Genomic DNA, 17552 nt, shown 5'->3' with positions numbered 1-17552 from the left:
GTCGGGGCAAGGTCACGCCCGATGATCGAAGATTCGCCCTTTGTCGCAGCCGCGCCGGTGCTGGTGCCGATGCCGGCCGAACGGCCCTACACCTACGCTGTGCCTGCCGGCGTGCGCGTGGTGCCGGGCTCGATCGTGCGCGTGCCGCTCGGTCCGCGCCAGGTTGCCGGCATCGTCTGGGATGGTGCGGTCGAGAATATCGACGCCAAAAAGCTGCGCCCGATCGAACAGGTCTTCGACTGCCCGCCGATCGACCGCGGCATGCGCCGCTTTGTCGACTGGCTGGCGCAGTACACGCTGTCGCCGCCCGGCATGGTGGCGCGCATGCTGTTGCGCGCGCCGGAGGCGTTCGATCCCGAACCATGGATCGAGGGCCTGCAGCGGACCCTCGTCATGCCCGACCGGATGACGGATGCCAGGTCGCGCGTGCTGGAGACGGCGGAAGAGGGGCTTGCCTGGACGCGATCCGGCCTGGCGCACGCGGCGGGCGTGTCGTCGACGGTGGTCGAGGGGCTCAAGGCGCAAGGCGTGTTCGAGACGGTGATGATCCCGCCTCGACCGGTGGTCGCGGCGCCCGATCCCTCCTACGCCATGCCGGAGCTGATGCCGGACCAGGCAGACGCGGCCGCCATGCTGCGCGCCAATGTCGCGGCCGCTGCCTTCAACGTCACGCTGCTCGACGGCGTCACCGGCTCGGGCAAGACGGAAGTTTATTTCGAGGCGGTGGCGGCAGCCCTCGATCAGGGCAGGCAGGTGTTGATCCTTTTGCCGGAGATCGCGCTGACGCATGCCTTCCTCGAACGCTTTCAGCAGCGCTTCGGCGCCAAGCCGGCGGAATGGCATTCCGACCTGCCGCCCCGGATGCGCGAAAAGGTCTGGCGACAGGTGGCGGAAGGCGGCGTGCGCGTCGTCGCCGGCGCACGCTCGGCGCTGTTCCTGCCGTTCCGCGAGCTCGGGCTGATCGTCGTCGACGAGGAGCACGACCCTGCCTACAAGCAGGAGGACCGTGTCTTCTACAATGCCCGCGACATGGCGGTGGTGCGCGGCCATATCAGCGGCTTCCCGGTGGTGCTGGCGTCGGCGACGCCATCGGTCGAAAGCCGGGTCAATGCGCAGCAGGGCCGCTACAGCAGGGCGGTGCTGTCGGCGCGCTTTGCCGAAGCCGCGCTTCCCGATCTCAAGACGATCGACATGCGGCGCGCGCCGCCGGCCCGCGGCGGCTTTCTGTCGCCGCTGCTGATCGACCAGATGCAACGTACGCTGGAGAAGAAGGAGCAGTCGCTGCTGTTCCTCAACCGGCGCGGCTATGCGCCGCTGACGCTGTGCCGTGTCTGCGGCCACCGCTTCGGCTGCCCGGTTTGTTCGGCCTGGCTGGTCGAGCACCGCTTTCGCGGCCAACTCGTCTGCCATCATTGCGGGCACAATGAGAAGCGGCCGGAGGCTTGCCCGGAATGCGGCACGCTCGACCATCTGGTCGCCTGCGGGCCTGGCGTCGAGCGGATAGCTGAAGAAGTCGTGGCGCATTTCCCCGACGCGCGCACGATCGTCCTGTCATCCGATTTGATGGGTGGAGTGCGCCGGCTGCGGCTGGAGCTCGAGGCCATTGCCAATGGCGAGGCCGACATCGTCATCGGCACGCAGCTGGTCGCCAAGGGCCATAACTTTCCCAACATGACGCTGGTCGGTGTCGTCGATGCCGATCTCGGCCTCGCCAATGGCGATCCCCGCGCCGCTGAGCGCACCTTCCAGTTGCTCAGCCAGGTGACCGGCCGCGCCGGCCGCACCGGCAAGAAGAGCCTCGGCCTGCTGCAGACTTTCCAGCCGGACCATCCGGTGATGCGGGCGATCGTCTCGGGCGATGCCGAGGCCTTTTACGAACGCGAGATCACTGAGCGCGAACGGGCAGCCCTGCCGCCCTTCGGCAGGCTTGCCGGCGTCATCGTCAGTGCGGTGACGCGGGCCGAGGCCGAAGGCCACGCGCGCGGCCTGCGCCGTGCAGCACCCCAGGCCAGCGACCTGTTCGTGCTCGGTCCGGCCGAGGCGCCGCTGTCGCTGCTCGGTGGGCGCCATCGTTTCCGTTTGCTGATCCAGGGTGAAAAGCGCGCCGACATCCAAGGCTTCATCCGCACCATGCTGGCCGAAGGGCCGAAGCAGCGCGGCTCGGTCCGCGTGCAGGTCGACATCGATCCGCAGAGCTTCTTGTAAGCACAAAGGCTGACGCCGCCGCCGGCCGCCCGTAAGCCGTTTGTCAAGAAAACTCAGCATCTTAGTGCCGGCTAAAATGCGCGCCGTTCATGTACCCGGCTCTCATCCGTTCGCTGACTAATCCTGATTTGAAAAGCCACAAAATAAATGTTGACTCGTTTTATCATGAATTATAACTGGGCCTTTCCGCTCTGGCGCTGGGGACCAGGGCATGGATGGGGACAGCATGCGCAGATTTTTCAGTACGCTTCTTTGGTCATCGGCTTTGGGTTCGTCGATTATGGCAGGCGCGGCATTTGCCCAGGAAGCCGCTCCGACGGACCAGCAGGGAGCCACCGTGCTCGATCAGATCCTGGTCACCGGCCGCAATGAAAGGTCGATTTCCAGCGTTGCCCAGTCCGTTCAGGTCGTGGAACGGCAACAGGTCGAGGAAGCAACGCAGGAAAATATCGACGCCGCGACCCTGATCAGCCGCATCGTCCCCGGCTACGCGCCACGCAACCAGACCATTTCCGGCGCTTCGGAAACCTTCCGCGGGCGCAGCGTTCTCATCATGGTCGACGGTGTGCCGCGCAACACACCGCTGCGGGACGTCTCACGCATCCTGTCGATGATCGACCTGAATTCGGTCGAGCGCATCGAAGTCATCAATGGCGCGTCCAGCCTTTATGGCGCCGGGGCCACCGGCGGCACGATCAACTTCATCACCAAGCGCGGCGATAGCGACAAGCCGAAGGTGACAGTGCGCACCGGCGTCACCGCCTTCACCGAAAACCCCGGCAAATCGGCCGGGCCCAGCACCAGCGTCTCGGTCGAGGGCAAGAAAGGCGATTTCGACTATTTCTTCTCGGCGTCCGGCGATCTGTCGCGTCGCACCTATGACGGCCACGGCAACGAGGTGGCTTCGGACGCCATGCTTGGCCAAGGCGGCGGCGACCGCACCGGCACGGGCAATCTGTTCGGCGTGGCCGGCTACCAGTTCGATTCCAGGCGCTTCGAGGCCAGCGTCGACTGGACCTATGCCAACCAGAAGCCGCACTGGTTCACCGATTACACGACCAATCCCGTCTCCCCGGATTTCGGCGATCCCTATGAAGGCAAGCCGCTGAAGGAAGATTCGAAATATCTGACCGCCAAATACACCGACAGCGACTTCGCGCTCGGAAACCTCGAGGTCAAGGCGTTCTACAACGACATCTTCAAGCAGTCGCCCTTTACCAAATTCTCGGCCGTCAACAGCCAGGTGTATTTACCGACGAACCCGACGCGGCCGGTGATCCTGCCGCCGGGTACCGACCCGACCGCCGACTTCAACCAGACGGCGCTGCAATCGCGGCGCAGCGGCGTCAACCTGACCGTCAACACGCCGATGGACTTTATCACTCAGGGCAGCACACTGACCTGGGGCGCCGACCACGTTTTCGATGCCACCGATCAGCAGCTGACCAACGGCCAGGACGCCATCTCGCCCACGACCCAGAACTCGGTCGCCTTGTTTGCGCAGGGTGAAATACCGGTGACGGATCGCTTTCGCATCAGCGGCGGGGCGCGCTACGACCAGTTTTATCTCAATGTCGAGGACTTCACCCGGCCTGCCGCTGCCGTTCTGCTTGGCCGCAACATTATCGGCCTGCCGGCGATCCAGGTGACCGGCGGCTCGTTCGACTACGACGCCGTCACCTTCAACGCCGGCGCCGTCTACGATCTGACCGAAAGGATGCAGCTTTTCGGCAATTTCTCGCAAGGCTACAGCCTGACCGACATTGGCGGCTTCACCCGCCGCGCCGGGTTGAACTCCAACGCCGAGACCTGCGACGCCTATGGCACCGCCATCAGGCCGCTGCTGCCCTGCACCAACGCGCCGGATTATGCGATCAGCTATGCCGATATCGCGCCCGAGCCCCAGCTGGTGAACACCTGGGAAGCCGGCCTGCGCGGCGACTGGGGCAACTATCGCGGCGGCGTCAGCACCTATCTGTCGACCTCGGACAACGGCGTCAGCTACGACATCGTCAACAACCGGGTATCGCAGCAGAAGGAACGCATCTGGGGCGTCGAAGCCAATCTCGAGGCAGACCTCAGCGGCATGTTCACGCTGGGCGGATCGGTCGGCTATGTCGAAGGCAAATACGACGCGGATCGCGACGGCCACATCGAAGCGAACGAGTATCTGCCGAACAACCGTGTCCCCTCGACCTACAAGGGCCTGGTCTATCTCACCACCCGTTTCGAGAACGAGCTGACCCTGCGCAGCGAGTTGGAGCTGTTTTCCGGACGCGACCGCATCGCCACCCAGGAACTGGACGGTGCAGCACTGGTCAATCTCGCCGTCTCGAAGACGTTCGGCAATGAAAGCGTGCTGAACCTTGCCGTGCGCAATGTGTTCGACACCTACTACATCAACCCTTCCGCATCGGCGACCCGCGGCGCCGACGTTCCGGGTCTGGGACGTTCGGTTGCGTTGTCCTACCAGATCACATTCTGAGGGGCGGCGGTGGCGGTGTCTCTCCAACGAAACGGTGCATTGGTCTCGCTGCTGGCAGAAGCGCCAGCCGATCCGGCGGATGGCGCGCGCTATATCGAGGCGCTCGGCCGCCTTTCGCAGGAACGGGAGCCGTTCGTGCTCCTGGTCGATATCCGCATCGAGATCGCGCTGAGCGACGCCCAGCGCAAGGCGCAAAACCTCTGGTACAAGGCGGAACGCGAGCAGCTCGAAAAAGGCTGCCGCGCCTGTGCGCTGGTGCGCCCCGCCGCCGACGAGAACATGCAGCGCGTCTGGCAAAGCCTGTTCGGCTTTCCAGTGCTCGTCACCCGCAGCCGGGCGGAGGCCGGCGCCTTCCTGAACGGTTACGCACCGAAGGACTATGTCAAATGAGCGCCGACGCAGACCGGCCGGCGCCAGCCGGGCTTTCGCGCCTGCGGCTTTTCGTCGTTCTCGCCTGCCTTTATCTGGCGCAGGCCATCCCGAGCTATCTGTTTGCCGCGGCGATCCCGCCGATCCTGCGCGAGCAAGGCGTGTCGCGCACCGCCATCGGCATGATGGCGCTGCTGATGCTGCCGCTGGTGCTGAAATTCCTGTGGGCGCCGCTGGTCGATCGCTTTCGGCCAGTGGCCCGCGCCCATCGCGCCGGCTGGGTCATCATCACCCAGATCGGCGTCATCGCCGGCATCGCCGCCATGCTTTGGATCGAGCCGACCGATGTCGCCGGTATCTTTGCCGTCGGCCTTGTCGTGAGCCTGTTGATGTCGACCCAGGACATCGCCACCGACGGCTACGCGGCCAAATATCTCGACCCGAAGGACAGGCCGATCGGCAATGCGATCCAGGGCGGCGCCGTCGCGCTCGGCGTCGTTCTCGGCGGCACGCTCGGCCTGTTGGCTTATCATCATGCCGGCTGGCAAACCATGGTGGCCATGGTGGCCGCGCTGTCCATCATCCCGCTGGTCGCCGCCTTCGCCATGCGCGAGACCGATCCCGTCGCCAGCGCGCCGCAGGCGTCCATGGACCGCCCCTCGATCCTGCGTTTCCTGCGCCGGCCGGAGGCGCGCCAGATCCTGTGGATCGCGCTCATCTACCGCGCCAGCGAGGGGCTGGTGAAGTCGATGGAAGGCTCCTATCTCGTCGATGCCGGCGTGCCGCTCGACATCATCGGTTATCTCTCGGGGGGTGCCGCGCTCACCGTCGGGCTCGGCGGCTCGGCGCTGGCGGCGTGGCTGCTGCACAAAAGGGGCGCCGCCTCGGTGCTCGGCCTGCTCGGCGCGCTGCGAACCATCTGCTTCCTGATCTTCGCGCTGCACGCTTTCGGCGCTATCGCCGGCTTCTGGCCGATCTTCGGCGCCTCGTTCCTGCAGACGCTGGTGCGCTACATGGAGATCGTGGCGCTCTACAGCCTGTTCATGTCCGTCACGTCGTCGGACCAACCCGGCACCGATTTCACCATCCTGTCCTGCGCCCAGCTTATCGTCTATCTCGTCGGCTCCATGCTGGCCGGCCGCCTCGCCGACATGCTCGGCTACTCCGCGCTGTTCACCCTGGCGACAGTGCTGTCGGGCGTCGCCGTGGTGGCGACCTATCGCATGCTGAATGCCCATTTCGCCGATGCCGCAAAAGCCCAGCCGGGTACTCCGATGCAGCCGCTGCCGGAGGTCGCCGAATGAGCGCGGTTTGGCTAGTGCTTGCGAACCATGGCAGCGAGACAGGCAGCGGCCAGCGCCAGCGCCGCGCAGTCGGCCAGCGGCGCAAAGGGCCAGAGCGTGAAGGCAAAGCCGCCGGCCAATGCGCCGATGCTCTGGCCGAGTACATGGGTGCTGGTGAGCCAGCCGGCCGCCGCGCCCTGCTCGCCGGGCTCCAGGCGCTTCATCAGCCAGGCGGTGTAGCCGGGTGTCGCCAGGGCAATGCCGGCCGCCGCCACCACCAGAGACGCTGCCGAGGCAACATGGCTGGCCGTGACGGCCAGCGCCGTCATGCCGACGCAAACCATGAGACAGCCGACGACGACGCTGTTGCGCTCCGCCAGCCGCAGGCGCGCCATGAGCAGTCCCTGGACCAAAACCATGACGATGGCGACCAGCATCAGGGCCAGGCCGGTCACCGTCGTGGCCTGCGTCGCACCAAGGCCAAAACGCTGCTGGGCCATCGGGCCGAGCATCATCTGCACCTGTCCGAAGCCGAGCGTCAGGCACAAGCCCATCGCCAGGCAAGGCAGAGCGCGGCGATCGAAGGGCGATATTCCACGGCCGACGTCGGCTGCCTTGCCGTCGCTCCGTCCGCCGGCTTCCCCTTTGCCCGGCGCGAGCCACAGCAACAGCGGGCTGAACAGGAACAGGATGGGCGGCAGCAGCGGCGACAGGACGGCAGCCGTTGCCGCCAGCGCGCCGGCCAGCCGCCCCATGCTGACGCCGGCTCCAAGCAGTCCCAGCGCCGCCTGTCGCCTGTCATTGGCAACCGAGCGGCTGGCCCAGACCTGCGCCGTCGGCATGACGCCGGACGCGGCAAAACCGTACACGGTTCGCGAAAGCATCAGCAAAGCGATGCCGAGCGCGGCTCCCATGCCGGCTATCAGCAGAATGGCGAACACCGTCTGGCCGGCCAGCATGGCGAGGCCGAGCAAGCGCAGCAGCCTGGCATGGCCAAGCCGCTCGCCCATGCGACCCCACAGCGGCGAGCCGACCAGAAAGGCCGCCGCGCCGACAGCAGTTGCCGCGCCGATAGCAAACGTGTCGAGCCTCAGCCGCTCCATCACCAGGGGAACGAGCGATACGAAGGCCGACTGGCCGAAGCCGATTGCCGAGACCGCGATCGCCAGGCGGCGCAGAAGCGAAGATCGATTTTTCATACCGGTCGTCATAAGACCAAGCTTATTTCTTGTTTAGAACAGATAATCAACACAAATGTTTAAAGACGACAATGTATAAACGTAAATGCATTCAGTATTATTAGGATTTATGGGGATGCACATGGAACAAGTAAAACCTGAATCTTCCTCAGCATTAAGCCCGTTACTCAACGCGTTGCTGCGTGAATGGGATGGCTGGGAATTCGTCAACGCCAGGCAAACCGGGCTGTTTCGGCCGCAGGCAGCCGTGCTGCGTCTGAATTTCCCTGCCTCGCGCGCGGCGGTGCTCGTCGAGGCGCGGCATCGCTCGAAGGTTGGTTACCACGATTTAGCGATGCCGCTCTGGCGCCTCGATATTAGTAACGAGGGGGCCGATGGCGAAGCGACCGAGATCGACCTTTTCAGCCTTTTGGCGCTGATCCTGGCGGATCCCGACATTGCCGGCCGGGCGACAGCGAAAAGCCGACTGACCTTCCTGCGCCGCAGCCTGGCCAGCATCGCCGCAATCGCTGACGCGACTGCGGCGCGTGGATCGTCGCGGCCCTTCTCCGAAGGCGATCCTGATTTCATCGATGCCGAAAGCGCCCTGCGCTTCGGCCATGCCGTGCATCCGGCGCCGATGAGTCGCGAAGAGTTCACGCACACGGATTCCGCGCGCTTCGGGCATGAATACTGCAATGCGTTCAAACTGCGCTGGTGGGCCGTCGACCCGACCATCCTCACTGGAGGCAGCGTCGAGCCGCTAGATGTCACCGAGATGGTCCGCGGGCTTGCCGCCAGCGATCCGCAGCTGCTTGCTCGGGCTGGCAAGCAACAGGGCAAGGTTCTCGTTCCGATGCATCCGTGGCAGGCCGTACGGCTCATGCTGGAAGACCGCGTCGAGCGCCTGTTTCGCGCCGGTCGTATCGTCGATGTTGGGCTCGGCGGACCAGCGTGGCGGGCCACGACCTCGCTGCGCACGGTTCATTCGTCTGAAGCCGAGTGGATGCTGAAATTCTCGCTCAGCCTGCGCCTGACCAATTCCAGGCGCATCGTCGAGGAGCATGAGTGCCGGCGCGGCCTTTCGGTGCACCGGCTGGTCAAGGGCAAGCTCGGCTATGCCTTGCAGCGGCGCTGCCCGACCATGACGGTGCTGGGTGAGCCCGCCTGGTTCGGCCTNTCGGCCTGCGTGACGAAGACGGCCGGCTGATGACGGATACCATCGTCTCGTTTCGCGAAAATCCGTTTCGCGGCACGGGCAATCCGCCGGCTGCCGTTCTCGGCGCGCTTTGCGAGCGCCATCCCGGCCGTACCGAAAGCCATCTGTCCGACCTGGTCCACCGTATCGCCCGCGACGAGAAGCGACCTGTCGAGGAAACGGCGCGTTTGTGGTTCGAGCGTTTCCTTCATGCCGCCATCGAGCCGTTTATCGTTGCCTTCTCGGAATTCGGCCTGCTGTTCGGCGCCCATCAGCAGAACCTCGTCGTCGGCCTCGCCGGCGGCTGGCCGAATGCGCTCTATTTTCGCGACTGCCAGGGCACCGGGTATGTCGAGGAATTCCTGCCCAGGCTGCGCGAATTCGTGCCCGAGGCTGGTCAGGCGGGCGATCATGTCTTCCCAGCGGAAGCGGCTGCGAAGCTGTTCGGCTACTATCTGGTCGTCAATGGCGCTTTCGCCGCCGTCGCAGCCCTTGCCGCCGCTGGCCTCACCAACGAAGACGATCTGCTGGCGATATTCCGCCGCTCGCTCGAGCGGCTGGCCGCCACGCCGATGGCTGACCGGTCCTGCGTCGACTATTTGCTCAACGCGCCGACGCTGGCTGCCAAGGGCAATTTCCTGATCGCGCTGCGCGACATCAATGAGAACACCGAGGTGACCGATCCGCTGGCAGGTTACGTCGAGCTTCCCAACCCCCTGCATGTGAGAGAATACGCATGAACATCGAGGCTGCGAAGAACTGGTCACCCGCCACCGTCGCCGGCAACGAAGGATGGCAGCATCTGGCCTCGGCCGCGGAGCCGCTCGCCATCCGTGCCGGCGATGGCCATGTCAGCCTGGTCAACGCTGAGGGAACAGCGGTGGGACAGGCCCGCATCTCCATCGCGGATGGCCGCCTGCTCATCGACGATGTCGCGTTCACTGGCGGCCGCCTCGACCAACCGCAAATCCTTGCAGGTCTCGTCGACGCCGCGCTGCGCCTGCATCCTTCCTTCGACCGCGCCTTCCTGCCGGCGGCCAAGACGCTGTGGCCGGTTTCGGCGCTGGCCACCGAGACGGTTCCGGGTGAACCGGAACGCGCCGTCATCCATCGCTCGGTCCTCCGCCAGCTGCCGCTGCTGTGGCGCAGCCAGGCCTCGCATGTCACCTATCCGGCATTGACGACCGCTATCGGCCCGCAAGACCGGCTGCCGCCATTGCGCCAACCGCGCCCCTGCGGCCCGATGTACGAACGCTGGATTGCCGAGATCGGTCTCACCGTGTCGTTGCGGCCGATCGACCGCCGGACCGATCTCGACCTCTTCCATCGCTGGATGAACGATGGCCGTATCGCCTTCTTCTGGGAGCTTGCCCGGGGCCATGAGGAGCTCGACAAATATCTCGCCGAGCAGGAGAGCGATCCGCATATTTTCGGCGTCATCGCCAGCTTCGACGGCGAGCCGACCGGCTATTTCGAGTTCTACTGGGCCAAGGAGGACCGGCTCGGGCCCTATTACGAGCCGCTCGACTGGGACCGCGGCTGGCATGGGCTGATCGGCAATACGCGCCATCTCGGCCGGCCGAAGACGCTGGCTCTGTTCCGTTCCGTCACCCACTATCTGTTCCTCGACGAGCCGCGCACGCAGCGCGTCGTCGGCGAGCCACGCGCAGCGCACCAGAAGATGCTGAGCTATTGCGCCGGCGCCGCCTACGACAAAGTCAAGGAGTTCGACTTCCCGCACAAGCGCGCGGCACTGGTCTGCTGCGAGCGGGAACGCTTCTTCCGCGAGGTGCCGATGTGACGGTGCAGCAACCGATTGCCAAAGCGGGCGAGGCGACACGCTGGGCCGCGATCAACCGCGATGCCGTCGCCAAGGCCATTTCCGAACTGACCTTCGAGGAGTGCCTGTCGCCCCGCGAGCTTTCGCCCGGCCGATGGAAACTGACGCTCGGCCCCGGCTTGACCTATCGCTTTGCCGCGACGCGGCGCCTGTGGGGTCAGATCGCCGTCCGTCCGGAGACGCTGACCCGCGATGCCGGCATCGAGCTGCCGGTCGACGATGCGGTCGCCTTCTTCGCCGACGCGCGCGAGACGCTCGGCATGCCGCCGGCAACATTCTGCACCTATGCGAAGGAGCTTTACAACACGCTGATGGCCGACATGCGGATCGCCAAAGCCCGCGGCAATCGACCAGCCGCCGAACTAGCCGCGCTGCCGGATACCGAGTTGCAGGCATTGCTCGACGGCCATCCGAAGGCGCCCGCCAACAAGGGCCGGCTCGGCTGGGGACGGGACGACTTCGAGCGCTACGCGCCAGAATCGGCCACCGCATTCCAGCTCTTCTGGCTTGCCGCCGCCAGCGATCGCTGCCTGCTGGCGCTTGACTGCGGGCTCGACGAAGAGGCGCTGCTGCAGGCCGCACTCGGCGACTACGAGCGCGCAAGGCTCGAAGCGGCTTTCAGCGCCGCCGGGATCTCGCGATCGACGCATAGGCTGCTGCCGGTCCACCCCTGGCAGTGGCAGGCGATGATCGCCTCGCAATATGGTAGCGAGATCGCTGCCGGCCGGCTGGTGCCGCTTGGCCAGTTCGGCGACGCGTTCCTGCCCTTGCAGTCGCTGCGCACGCTTGCCAATGTGGCACGGCCCGAGGCGCTGCATGTCAAGCTGCCGCTGACCATCCTCAACACCTCAGCGTGGCGCGGCGTGCCGGGCAAATACATGGCGATCGGCGCCGATCTGTCGCGCTGGCTGGCCACGGTGGCGGCCGCGGACCCGGTGCTCAAGGACGTCAAGGTGCTGAAGGAAGTCGCCGGCGCCTTCTATCCGCATCCGCACTATACCGGCGTTGAAGGCGCGCCCTATCAGTTTTGCGAGATGCTGGGCGCCATATGGCGCGAAAGCCCCGAAAAGGATCTGACAGCGGGCCAGCGGCCGATGATGATGGGCGCCCTGCCGCAGCGCGACGCGCATGGCAGGCCGATCGCCAGCGCCCTGATCGAGCAGTCCGGCCTTGGTCCGGAGGCATGGCTCGATCGCCTGTTCTCCACGGCCTTCGTGCCGCTCTACCACTTCATGTGCCGTTACGGCGTCGGCTTCATCGCCCATGGCCAGAACGTCACCATCATCCTCGACGGAGCGACGCCTCTCGGCGTGGCGGTCAAGGACTTTCAGGGCGACCTCGACCTCGTCGACCAGCCGTTTCCCGAACTGGCCGGCCTCGACCCCAAAATCCTGTCGACGCTGAAGCGCCGGCCGCCGGCACATCTTCTCCAGCATTTGCAGACGGGACACATCGTCAGCGTTCTGCGCTTCCTTTCCGAGGCGCTGGCCGCCTATGACCGCTTCGACGAGAGGACTTTCTACGCCATCCTGGCCGCCGCCATCCGGCGCTACCAGGCGCAGAACCCGGAGCTGTCGGAACGGTTCGCGCTCTTCGATCTGTTTGCTCCGAAGATCCCACGCATCGCCATCAACAAGGTGCGCTTCGCCATCGGCTACGGCGACAGCGGCGAACGCCCTCTGCCCGACCTTGGCACACCGCTCGACAATCCGCTTAACCCCGAGTCAGCCCGGCGATCTCCCATCAGCCCAGCCAGCTCCATAAGGAGTTCGCCATGACCGATACGCTTGACCTCGCAGGCATCGGCATCGGGCCGTTCAATCTCAGCCTCGCCGCCCATCTCGATGCGGTGGACGGCGTCGAAGCGCGCTTCTTCGATCGGGCGACGCGGCTCGAATGGCACCCGGGCATGATGCTGCCGGGCGTCGAACTGCAGACATCCTTCCTCAAGGATCTCGTCACCGCGACGCATCCGACCAGCCCATGGTCGTTCATGTCCTATCTGGTCGCGCAGAAGCGGTTCTATGAATTCCTCAACGCGGATTTCTCAGCCATCCCGCGGCCGGAATTCGCCCGCTATCTCGGATGGGTCGGCGAGAACTTGTCTTCGCTGCGCTTCGCCAGCGCCGTCGACCGGATCGACTTCGACGGAACGAATTTCAGGCTGCGTATCGGCTGCGAGCAGGTGAACGCGCGCAATCTCGCCATTGCCGTCGGGCTGGTGCCCAACATCCCCGCCTGGGCGCGGGCGGCGGCCTCCGATCAATGCTTCCACAACGCCCAGGCCGCCAACCGCCTCGATCGCCTGAGCGGACAGCGTGTCGCCGTGATCGGCGGTGGCCAGAGCGGCGCCGAAGTGCTTCTGCATCTGATCTCCTCCGACCGCTTCGCCGGCCGCGAAATCGAGTGGATCTCGATGCGGCCGAATTTCCTGCCACTGGACGACTCGCCTTTCACCGACGAACTCTTCACGCCGGGCTATGTCGAAAACTTCCATCGGCTGCCGCAAGGGCGGCGCGAGACGATCCTGGAACAGCAGCTGCTTGCCGGTGACGGCGCATCGACGAGCACGCTGAAGGCGATCTATCGCCAGCTTTACACGCTGCGGCACCTCTCGGAGGAAACGACGGCGGTCAACATGACGCCGCACCGCGAAGTGCTGAACGTGACGCGGGAAGGCAGCGAATACCGGCTGATCATGCGCAACGGCTTCGACGGCGCCATCGAGACGCGCACCGTCGATGCGGTGGTTCTGGCCACCGGCTATGCCTTTGCCATTCCTGATTGCATGGCACCGCTCACGAACAGGATCGCGCTGGACGAGCGCGGTCATTACAGGCTCAACGCCAGCTTCGAGGTCGAATGGGACGGGCCTGACGACCGCCGGATCTACGCACTCAATGCCGGCCGGCTCAGCCATGGCATAGCCGAGCCGCAGCTCAGCCTGATGGCTTGGCGCAGCGCCAAGATCGTCAATTCGCTGCTCGGGCGGGCACAGTTCGATCTCGATCTGCCCGATCCGCCGGTTGCCTGGAGTTCAAGGCACACGACACAAAGCCTGCATCATCTCGGCGCCAATGCGAGGATGACCGAATCGGGCGCGCGGTGATGTTTGTGGAGGCGGGCCGAAGAGCGTGGTACGGCGCGCGTTAAGATTGACATCGACCCGTAAAGCTTTTCTGTGAGAGAGATCGTTCGGTCCTGCTGGAGGCTCAGCGCATGAAAACCCTTGGCCTTATCGGCGGCATGAGCTGGGAATCGACGGCGATCTATTATCGCCTGCTCAACGAGATCGTGCGCGTGCGGCTGAGCGGGCTGCATTCGGCAAAGCTGTTGCTCTATTCCTTCGACTTCGCCGAAATCGCCGACCGGCAGCATCATGGCGACTGGGACAGTGCGGGCGTGCTGCTGGCGGATGCGGCGCGCAAGCTGGAGGCGGGCGGCGCCGAGGGTCTGCTGATCTGCACCAACACCATGCACAAGCTCGCCGACCGGGTGCAGGCGGCGGTGTCGATCCCGCTTATCCACATTGCCGACGCCACGGCCGTCGCGGTCAAGGGCGCCGGCGTCAAGCGGCCGGCGCTGCTGGCGACCCGCTTCACCATGGAGCAGGATTTCTACAAAGGCCGGCTGACGGAGAAATACGGGCTGCAGCCCGTGGTGCCGAACCAGGCCGGGCGCGACATGGTGCACCAGGTAATCTACGACGAGCTCTGCCAGGGCATCGTCAGCGCGGCATCGAAGGCGGCCTATATCGACGAGGTGGCCCGTCTGCGACGCGATGAGAAGATCGATGGCGTCATCATGGGCTGCACCGAGATCACCATGTTGATTGGCGAGCGCGATTTCGACATTCCGGTGTTCGACACCACGCGCATCCATGCTGAGGCGGCGGTCGCATTCATGCTGCCCTGAAGGGCCAAAACAGAGATCAGGGCTGGGCGGCCACGGCGACATTGCCGCTGCCGACCACTTTCAGCTTCCATCGATCTGCTTCCGTGCCGGCCAGATTGAGGTGCCCGGTCAGGAAATAAAGGCGATCGGTGTCGGGGCCTTTGGCTGTGCAAAACCGGTCCTGCAGATAGGAGGGAGGCGTCGCCTGATAATACAGGTTGGCCACGATGCTGGCCGGACGCGCGCGCGGCCTAAACAGCCTTCCGCTCCTTCACGAATTGCGTGCCAAAACTGCCGCGCGCTTGACTTCTTTTTGCAGCGACATTCAATGCATCCGGCATTGCTGTGAGGGGATGAAAGCAAGATGGAATTTGCGTTTCCGTGGCCGACCAGCGAAGGCGAATGGCTGGCTTGGTCCAGCGCCGTGGTCACCTTGGCGCTCGGTCTGCTGTTTTTCCTCGCGCCAGGGCTGGCATTTCGGATTCTGCGGCTGCAGGTCCGGCCCGAAAGGGCAGCGGCAATCGCGGAAGGGCGCGGCCGGATGTCGGGCTTCTATCTCGGCGTCAGCCTGTGCTGCATTCTGTTGGCGCAGCCGTGGCTCTATATGGCACTCGGCTTTTCCTGGCTGTTCACCGCTTTTGGCCGTTTGCTGTCGATGATGTCGGACGGCGCCAACACGCCTTTCAACTGGGCGTCGATCGTCGTCGAACTCGTCCTGGCCGCGTTGCCGCTCGCCTTCGTCTTCGGCTTTCTGCCCTGAATCGGCAGCCAATCCAAAGGCTTCGGTTGAACTCTACGGCCGGATGCGACAATAGTGCCCGAAAAGCATGCGGAACGACGCATTGCGGTCTTAAAATGCCTGTGCTAGACGGCAATCGACTTTCGGCCGGGGATAGCGGAAGCCGCGCCTCCGTGCTTGGAAAAACTTAGTAAGGTCAAAGATTTAGCCAGAGTTTTTGCTCGCGCCAACAATCTGCGGCCCCTCAGACAAGAGAAAAGACGGTCCGTGGCTCAATCGTCATCGCCAATCTCGGGTGTCGCAGAACGCTACGCGGGTTCGCTGTTCGAACTTGCGCGGCAGTCGAATTCGGTGGCCAAGGTCGAGGCCGACCTCAACAGTTTCGCCAAGATGCTGGATGACAGCGCCGACCTGACGCGCCTCATCAACAGCCCGGTGTTCTCCAGCGAGGACCAGGCCAAGGCAATCGCGTCGATCGCCGACAAAGCCGGCATCACTGGCCTGACCGGCAATTTCCTGCGCGTCGTCGCCCGCAACCGCCGGCTCTTCGCGGTGCCCGGCATGATCAAGGCATTTCGCCGGATCTCTGCCGAACAGCGCGGTGAGACATCAGCCGAGGTCACTTCGGCGCATGAACTGACGGCTGCCCAGCAGACGGAACTCAAGGCCGCGCTGAAAAGCGTCGCCGGCAAGGACGTGGCCATCACTGTTACCGTCGATCCGTCGCTGCTCGGCGGGCTGGTGGTCAAGATGGGCTCGCGCCAGATCGATACGTCGCTCAAAACCAAACTCAATTCGCTCAAGCTTGCACTGAAAGAGGTCGGCTGATGGACATCCGCGCCGCGGAAATTTCCGCAATTCTCAAAGACCAGATCAAGAATTTCGGCAAGGAGGCCGAGGTCTCCGAAGTCGGCCAGGTGCTGTCCGTGGGTGACGGTATCGCTCGCGTCTACGGCCTCGACAATGTCCAGGCCGGCGAAATGGTCGAGTTCCCCGGCGGCATCCGCGGCATGGCGCTCAACCTCGAAGCCGACAATGTCGGCGTCGTCATCTTCGGCGCCGACCGCGACATCAAGGAAGGCGACATCGTCAAGCGCACCGGCGCCATCGTCGATACGCCTGTCGGCATGGGCCTGCTCGGCCGCGTCGTCGACGCGCTCGGCAATCCGATCGACGGCAAGGGCCCGATCAAGGCGACCGAACGCAAGCGCGTCGACGTCAAGGCGCCAGGCATCATCCCGCGCAAGTCGGTCAACGAGCCGATGTCGACCGGCCTCAAGGCCATCGATGCGCTGATCCCCGTTGGCCGCGGCCAGCGCGAGCTGGTCATCGGCGATCGCCAGACCGGCAAGACCGCGATCATCCTCGACACGATGCTCAACCAGAAGGCCGTGCACGACAACGGGCCGGAAAAGGAAAAGCTCTACTGCGTCTACGTCGCCATCGGGCAGAAGCGCTCGACGGTCGCGCAGTTCGTGAAGGTTCTCGAAGAGCGCGGCGCCCTTGAATATTCGATCATCGTCGCCGCCACAGCTTCCGATCCGGCGCCGATGCAGTTCCTGGCGCCGTTCACCGGCGCCACCATGGGCGAATATTTCCGCGACAACGGCATGCATGCGCTGATCAGCTATGACGATCTGTCGAAGCAGGCCGTCGCCTATCGCCAGATGTCGCTCTTGCTGCGCCGCCCGCCGGGTCGCGAAGCCTATCCGGGCGACGTGTTCTACCTGCATTCGCGCCTGCTCGAGCGCGCCGCCAAGCTCAACGACGATCTGGGTGGCGGTTCGCTGACCGCGCTGCCGATCATCGAGACGCAGGCCAACGACGTGTCGGCCTACATCCCGACCAACGTGATCTCGATCACCGACGGCCAGATCTTCCTCGAAACCAACCTGTTCTTCCAAGGCATCCGTCCGGCGGTCAACGTCGGCCTGTCGGTGTCGCGCGTCGGTTCGTCGGCGCAGATCAAGGCGATGAAGCAGGTCGCCGGCTCGATCAAGGGAGAGCTGGCGCAGTACCGCGAAATGGCTGCGTTCGCGCAGTTCGGCTCCGATCTCGACGCCGCCACGCAGCGCCTGCTCAACCGCGGCTCGCGCCTGACCGAACTGTTGAAGCAGCCGCAGTTCTCGCCGCTCAAGGTCGAGGAGCAGGTCACGGTGATCTTCGCCGGCGTCAACGGCTATCTCGACAAGCTGGCGCTGAACCAGGTCGGCAAGTTCGAGCATGGTCTGCTCAGCCATATGCGCTCGGCCGGCAAGGACGTGCTGGACGGCATCCGCAAGGAAAAGGCGCTGTCGGACGATCTGCGCGCCAAGCTGAAGGCCGAGATCGACGCCTTCGCCAAGACCTTCGCTTGAGAAG

At 64.6% G+C, this 17552-nt stretch carries 15 protein-coding genes; 13 read left to right on the top strand and 2 right to left on the bottom strand.

The window, feature by feature from the left end; translation table 11 throughout:
• The first annotated feature begins 21 nt into the window (after nucleotides 1-21).
• From X730_RS142040 to X730_RS142055, 4 genes are all read left to right on the top strand, one after another.
• The gene (locus tag X730_RS142040; protein ID WP_023827096.1) at nucleotides 22-2205 is read left to right on the top strand and encodes a primosomal protein N'; all 2184 of its coding nucleotides are present in this window, start codon (nucleotides 22-24) and stop codon (nucleotides 2203-2205) included.
• A gap of 280 nt (nucleotides 2206-2485) precedes the next feature.
• A complete protein-coding gene (locus tag X730_RS142045) occupies nucleotides 2486-4690 on the top strand; it encodes a TonB-dependent receptor (RefSeq protein ID WP_023827095.1) in 2205 nt (734 codons plus the stop codon).
• Between the two features lie 15 nt (nucleotides 4691-4705).
• Nucleotides 4706-5080 carry a hypothetical protein gene (locus X730_RS142050; protein WP_155922495.1) on the top strand — a complete coding sequence of 125 codons (375 nt, stop codon included), beginning with the start codon at nucleotides 4706-4708 and terminating at the stop codon, nucleotides 5078-5080.
• Complete coding sequence (locus X730_RS142055) at nucleotides 5077-6363, top strand: RhtX/FptX family siderophore transporter (RefSeq protein ID WP_023827094.1); 1287 nt, start codon at nucleotides 5077-5079, stop codon at nucleotides 6361-6363. The genes X730_RS142050 and X730_RS142055 overlap by 4 nt, the downstream gene beginning before the upstream one ends.
• An 11-nt stretch (nucleotides 6364-6374) precedes the next feature.
• On the opposite strand, the gene X730_RS142060 is transcribed toward X730_RS142055, so the two are convergent.
• The gene (locus X730_RS142060; protein WP_031197182.1) at nucleotides 6375-7541 is read right to left on the bottom strand and encodes an MFS transporter; all 1167 of its coding nucleotides are present in this window, start codon (nucleotides 7539-7541) and stop codon (nucleotides 6375-6377) included.
• Between the two features lie 121 nt (nucleotides 7542-7662).
• Between X730_RS142060 and X730_RS1000000167670 the strand changes: the two genes are divergently transcribed.
• The 6 genes from X730_RS1000000167670 (at nucleotide 7663) to X730_RS142075 (ending at nucleotide 14473) form a co-directional block, all read left to right on the top strand.
• Nucleotides 7663-8730, top strand: coding sequence for an IucA/IucC family protein (locus X730_RS1000000167670; RefSeq protein ID WP_196814839.1), 1068 nt, complete (start codon nucleotides 7663-7665; stop codon nucleotides 8728-8730).
• Nucleotides 8730-9458, top strand: a complete 729-nt coding sequence (locus tag X730_RS1000000167665) for an IucA/IucC family C-terminal-domain containing protein (protein ID WP_155922493.1) — start codon at nucleotides 8730-8732, stop codon at nucleotides 9456-9458. The genes X730_RS1000000167670 and X730_RS1000000167665 overlap by 1 nt, the downstream gene beginning before the upstream one ends.
• Nucleotides 9455-10519 (top strand): GNAT family N-acetyltransferase, encoded by a 1065-nt coding sequence (locus X730_RS0134320; protein WP_023835221.1) that lies wholly within the window; start codon nucleotides 9455-9457, stop codon nucleotides 10517-10519. The genes X730_RS1000000167665 and X730_RS0134320 overlap by 4 nt, the downstream gene beginning before the upstream one ends.
• On the top strand, nucleotides 10516-12336 hold the full coding sequence (locus X730_RS142065) for an IucA/IucC family siderophore biosynthesis protein (protein WP_050588147.1): 1821 nt from the start codon (nucleotides 10516-10518) through the stop codon (nucleotides 12334-12336). The genes X730_RS0134320 and X730_RS142065 overlap by 4 nt, the downstream gene beginning before the upstream one ends.
• On the top strand, nucleotides 12333-13667 hold the full coding sequence (locus X730_RS142070; protein ID WP_023827091.1) for a SidA/IucD/PvdA family monooxygenase: 1335 nt from the start codon (nucleotides 12333-12335) through the stop codon (nucleotides 13665-13667). The genes X730_RS142065 and X730_RS142070 overlap by 4 nt, the downstream gene beginning before the upstream one ends.
• Before the next feature lie 110 nt (nucleotides 13668-13777).
• Entirely contained in the window at nucleotides 13778-14473 is a 696-nt protein-coding gene (locus X730_RS142075) for an aspartate/glutamate racemase family protein (protein ID WP_023712022.1), read from the top strand.
• Between the two features lie 16 nt (nucleotides 14474-14489).
• Here X730_RS142075 and X730_RS142080 read toward each other — a convergent pair whose 3' ends face one another.
• Nucleotides 14490-14678 carry a hypothetical protein gene (locus X730_RS142080; RefSeq protein ID WP_023668668.1) on the bottom strand — a complete coding sequence of 63 codons (189 nt, stop codon included), beginning with the start codon at nucleotides 14676-14678 and terminating at the stop codon, nucleotides 14490-14492.
• A gap of 138 nt (nucleotides 14679-14816) precedes the next feature.
• On the opposite strand from X730_RS142080, the gene X730_RS142085 reads away from it, so the two are divergent.
• From X730_RS142085 to atpA, 3 genes are all read left to right on the top strand, one after another.
• On the top strand, nucleotides 14817-15212 hold the full coding sequence (locus tag X730_RS142085; RefSeq protein WP_023712021.1) for a DUF4345 family protein: 396 nt from the start codon (nucleotides 14817-14819) through the stop codon (nucleotides 15210-15212).
• Between the two features lie 246 nt (nucleotides 15213-15458).
• The gene (locus X730_RS142090) at nucleotides 15459-16019 is read left to right on the top strand and encodes a F0F1 ATP synthase subunit delta (protein WP_023732973.1); all 561 of its coding nucleotides are present in this window, start codon (nucleotides 15459-15461) and stop codon (nucleotides 16017-16019) included.
• Nucleotides 16019-17548, top strand: a complete 1530-nt coding sequence (gene atpA / locus X730_RS142095; protein WP_023684101.1) for a F0F1 ATP synthase subunit alpha — start codon at nucleotides 16019-16021, stop codon at nucleotides 17546-17548. The genes X730_RS142090 and atpA overlap by 1 nt, the downstream gene beginning before the upstream one ends.
• Nucleotides 17549-17552: the final 4 nt, after the last annotated feature.

It is taken from the genome of Mesorhizobium sp. L103C131B0 (assembly GCF_000502275.1).
Classification (GTDB): domain Bacteria; phylum Pseudomonadota; class Alphaproteobacteria; order Rhizobiales; family Rhizobiaceae; genus Mesorhizobium.
The sequence above is the reverse complement of the archived record's forward strand: the minus strand, read 5'-3'. Positions and strand labels throughout refer to the sequence as shown.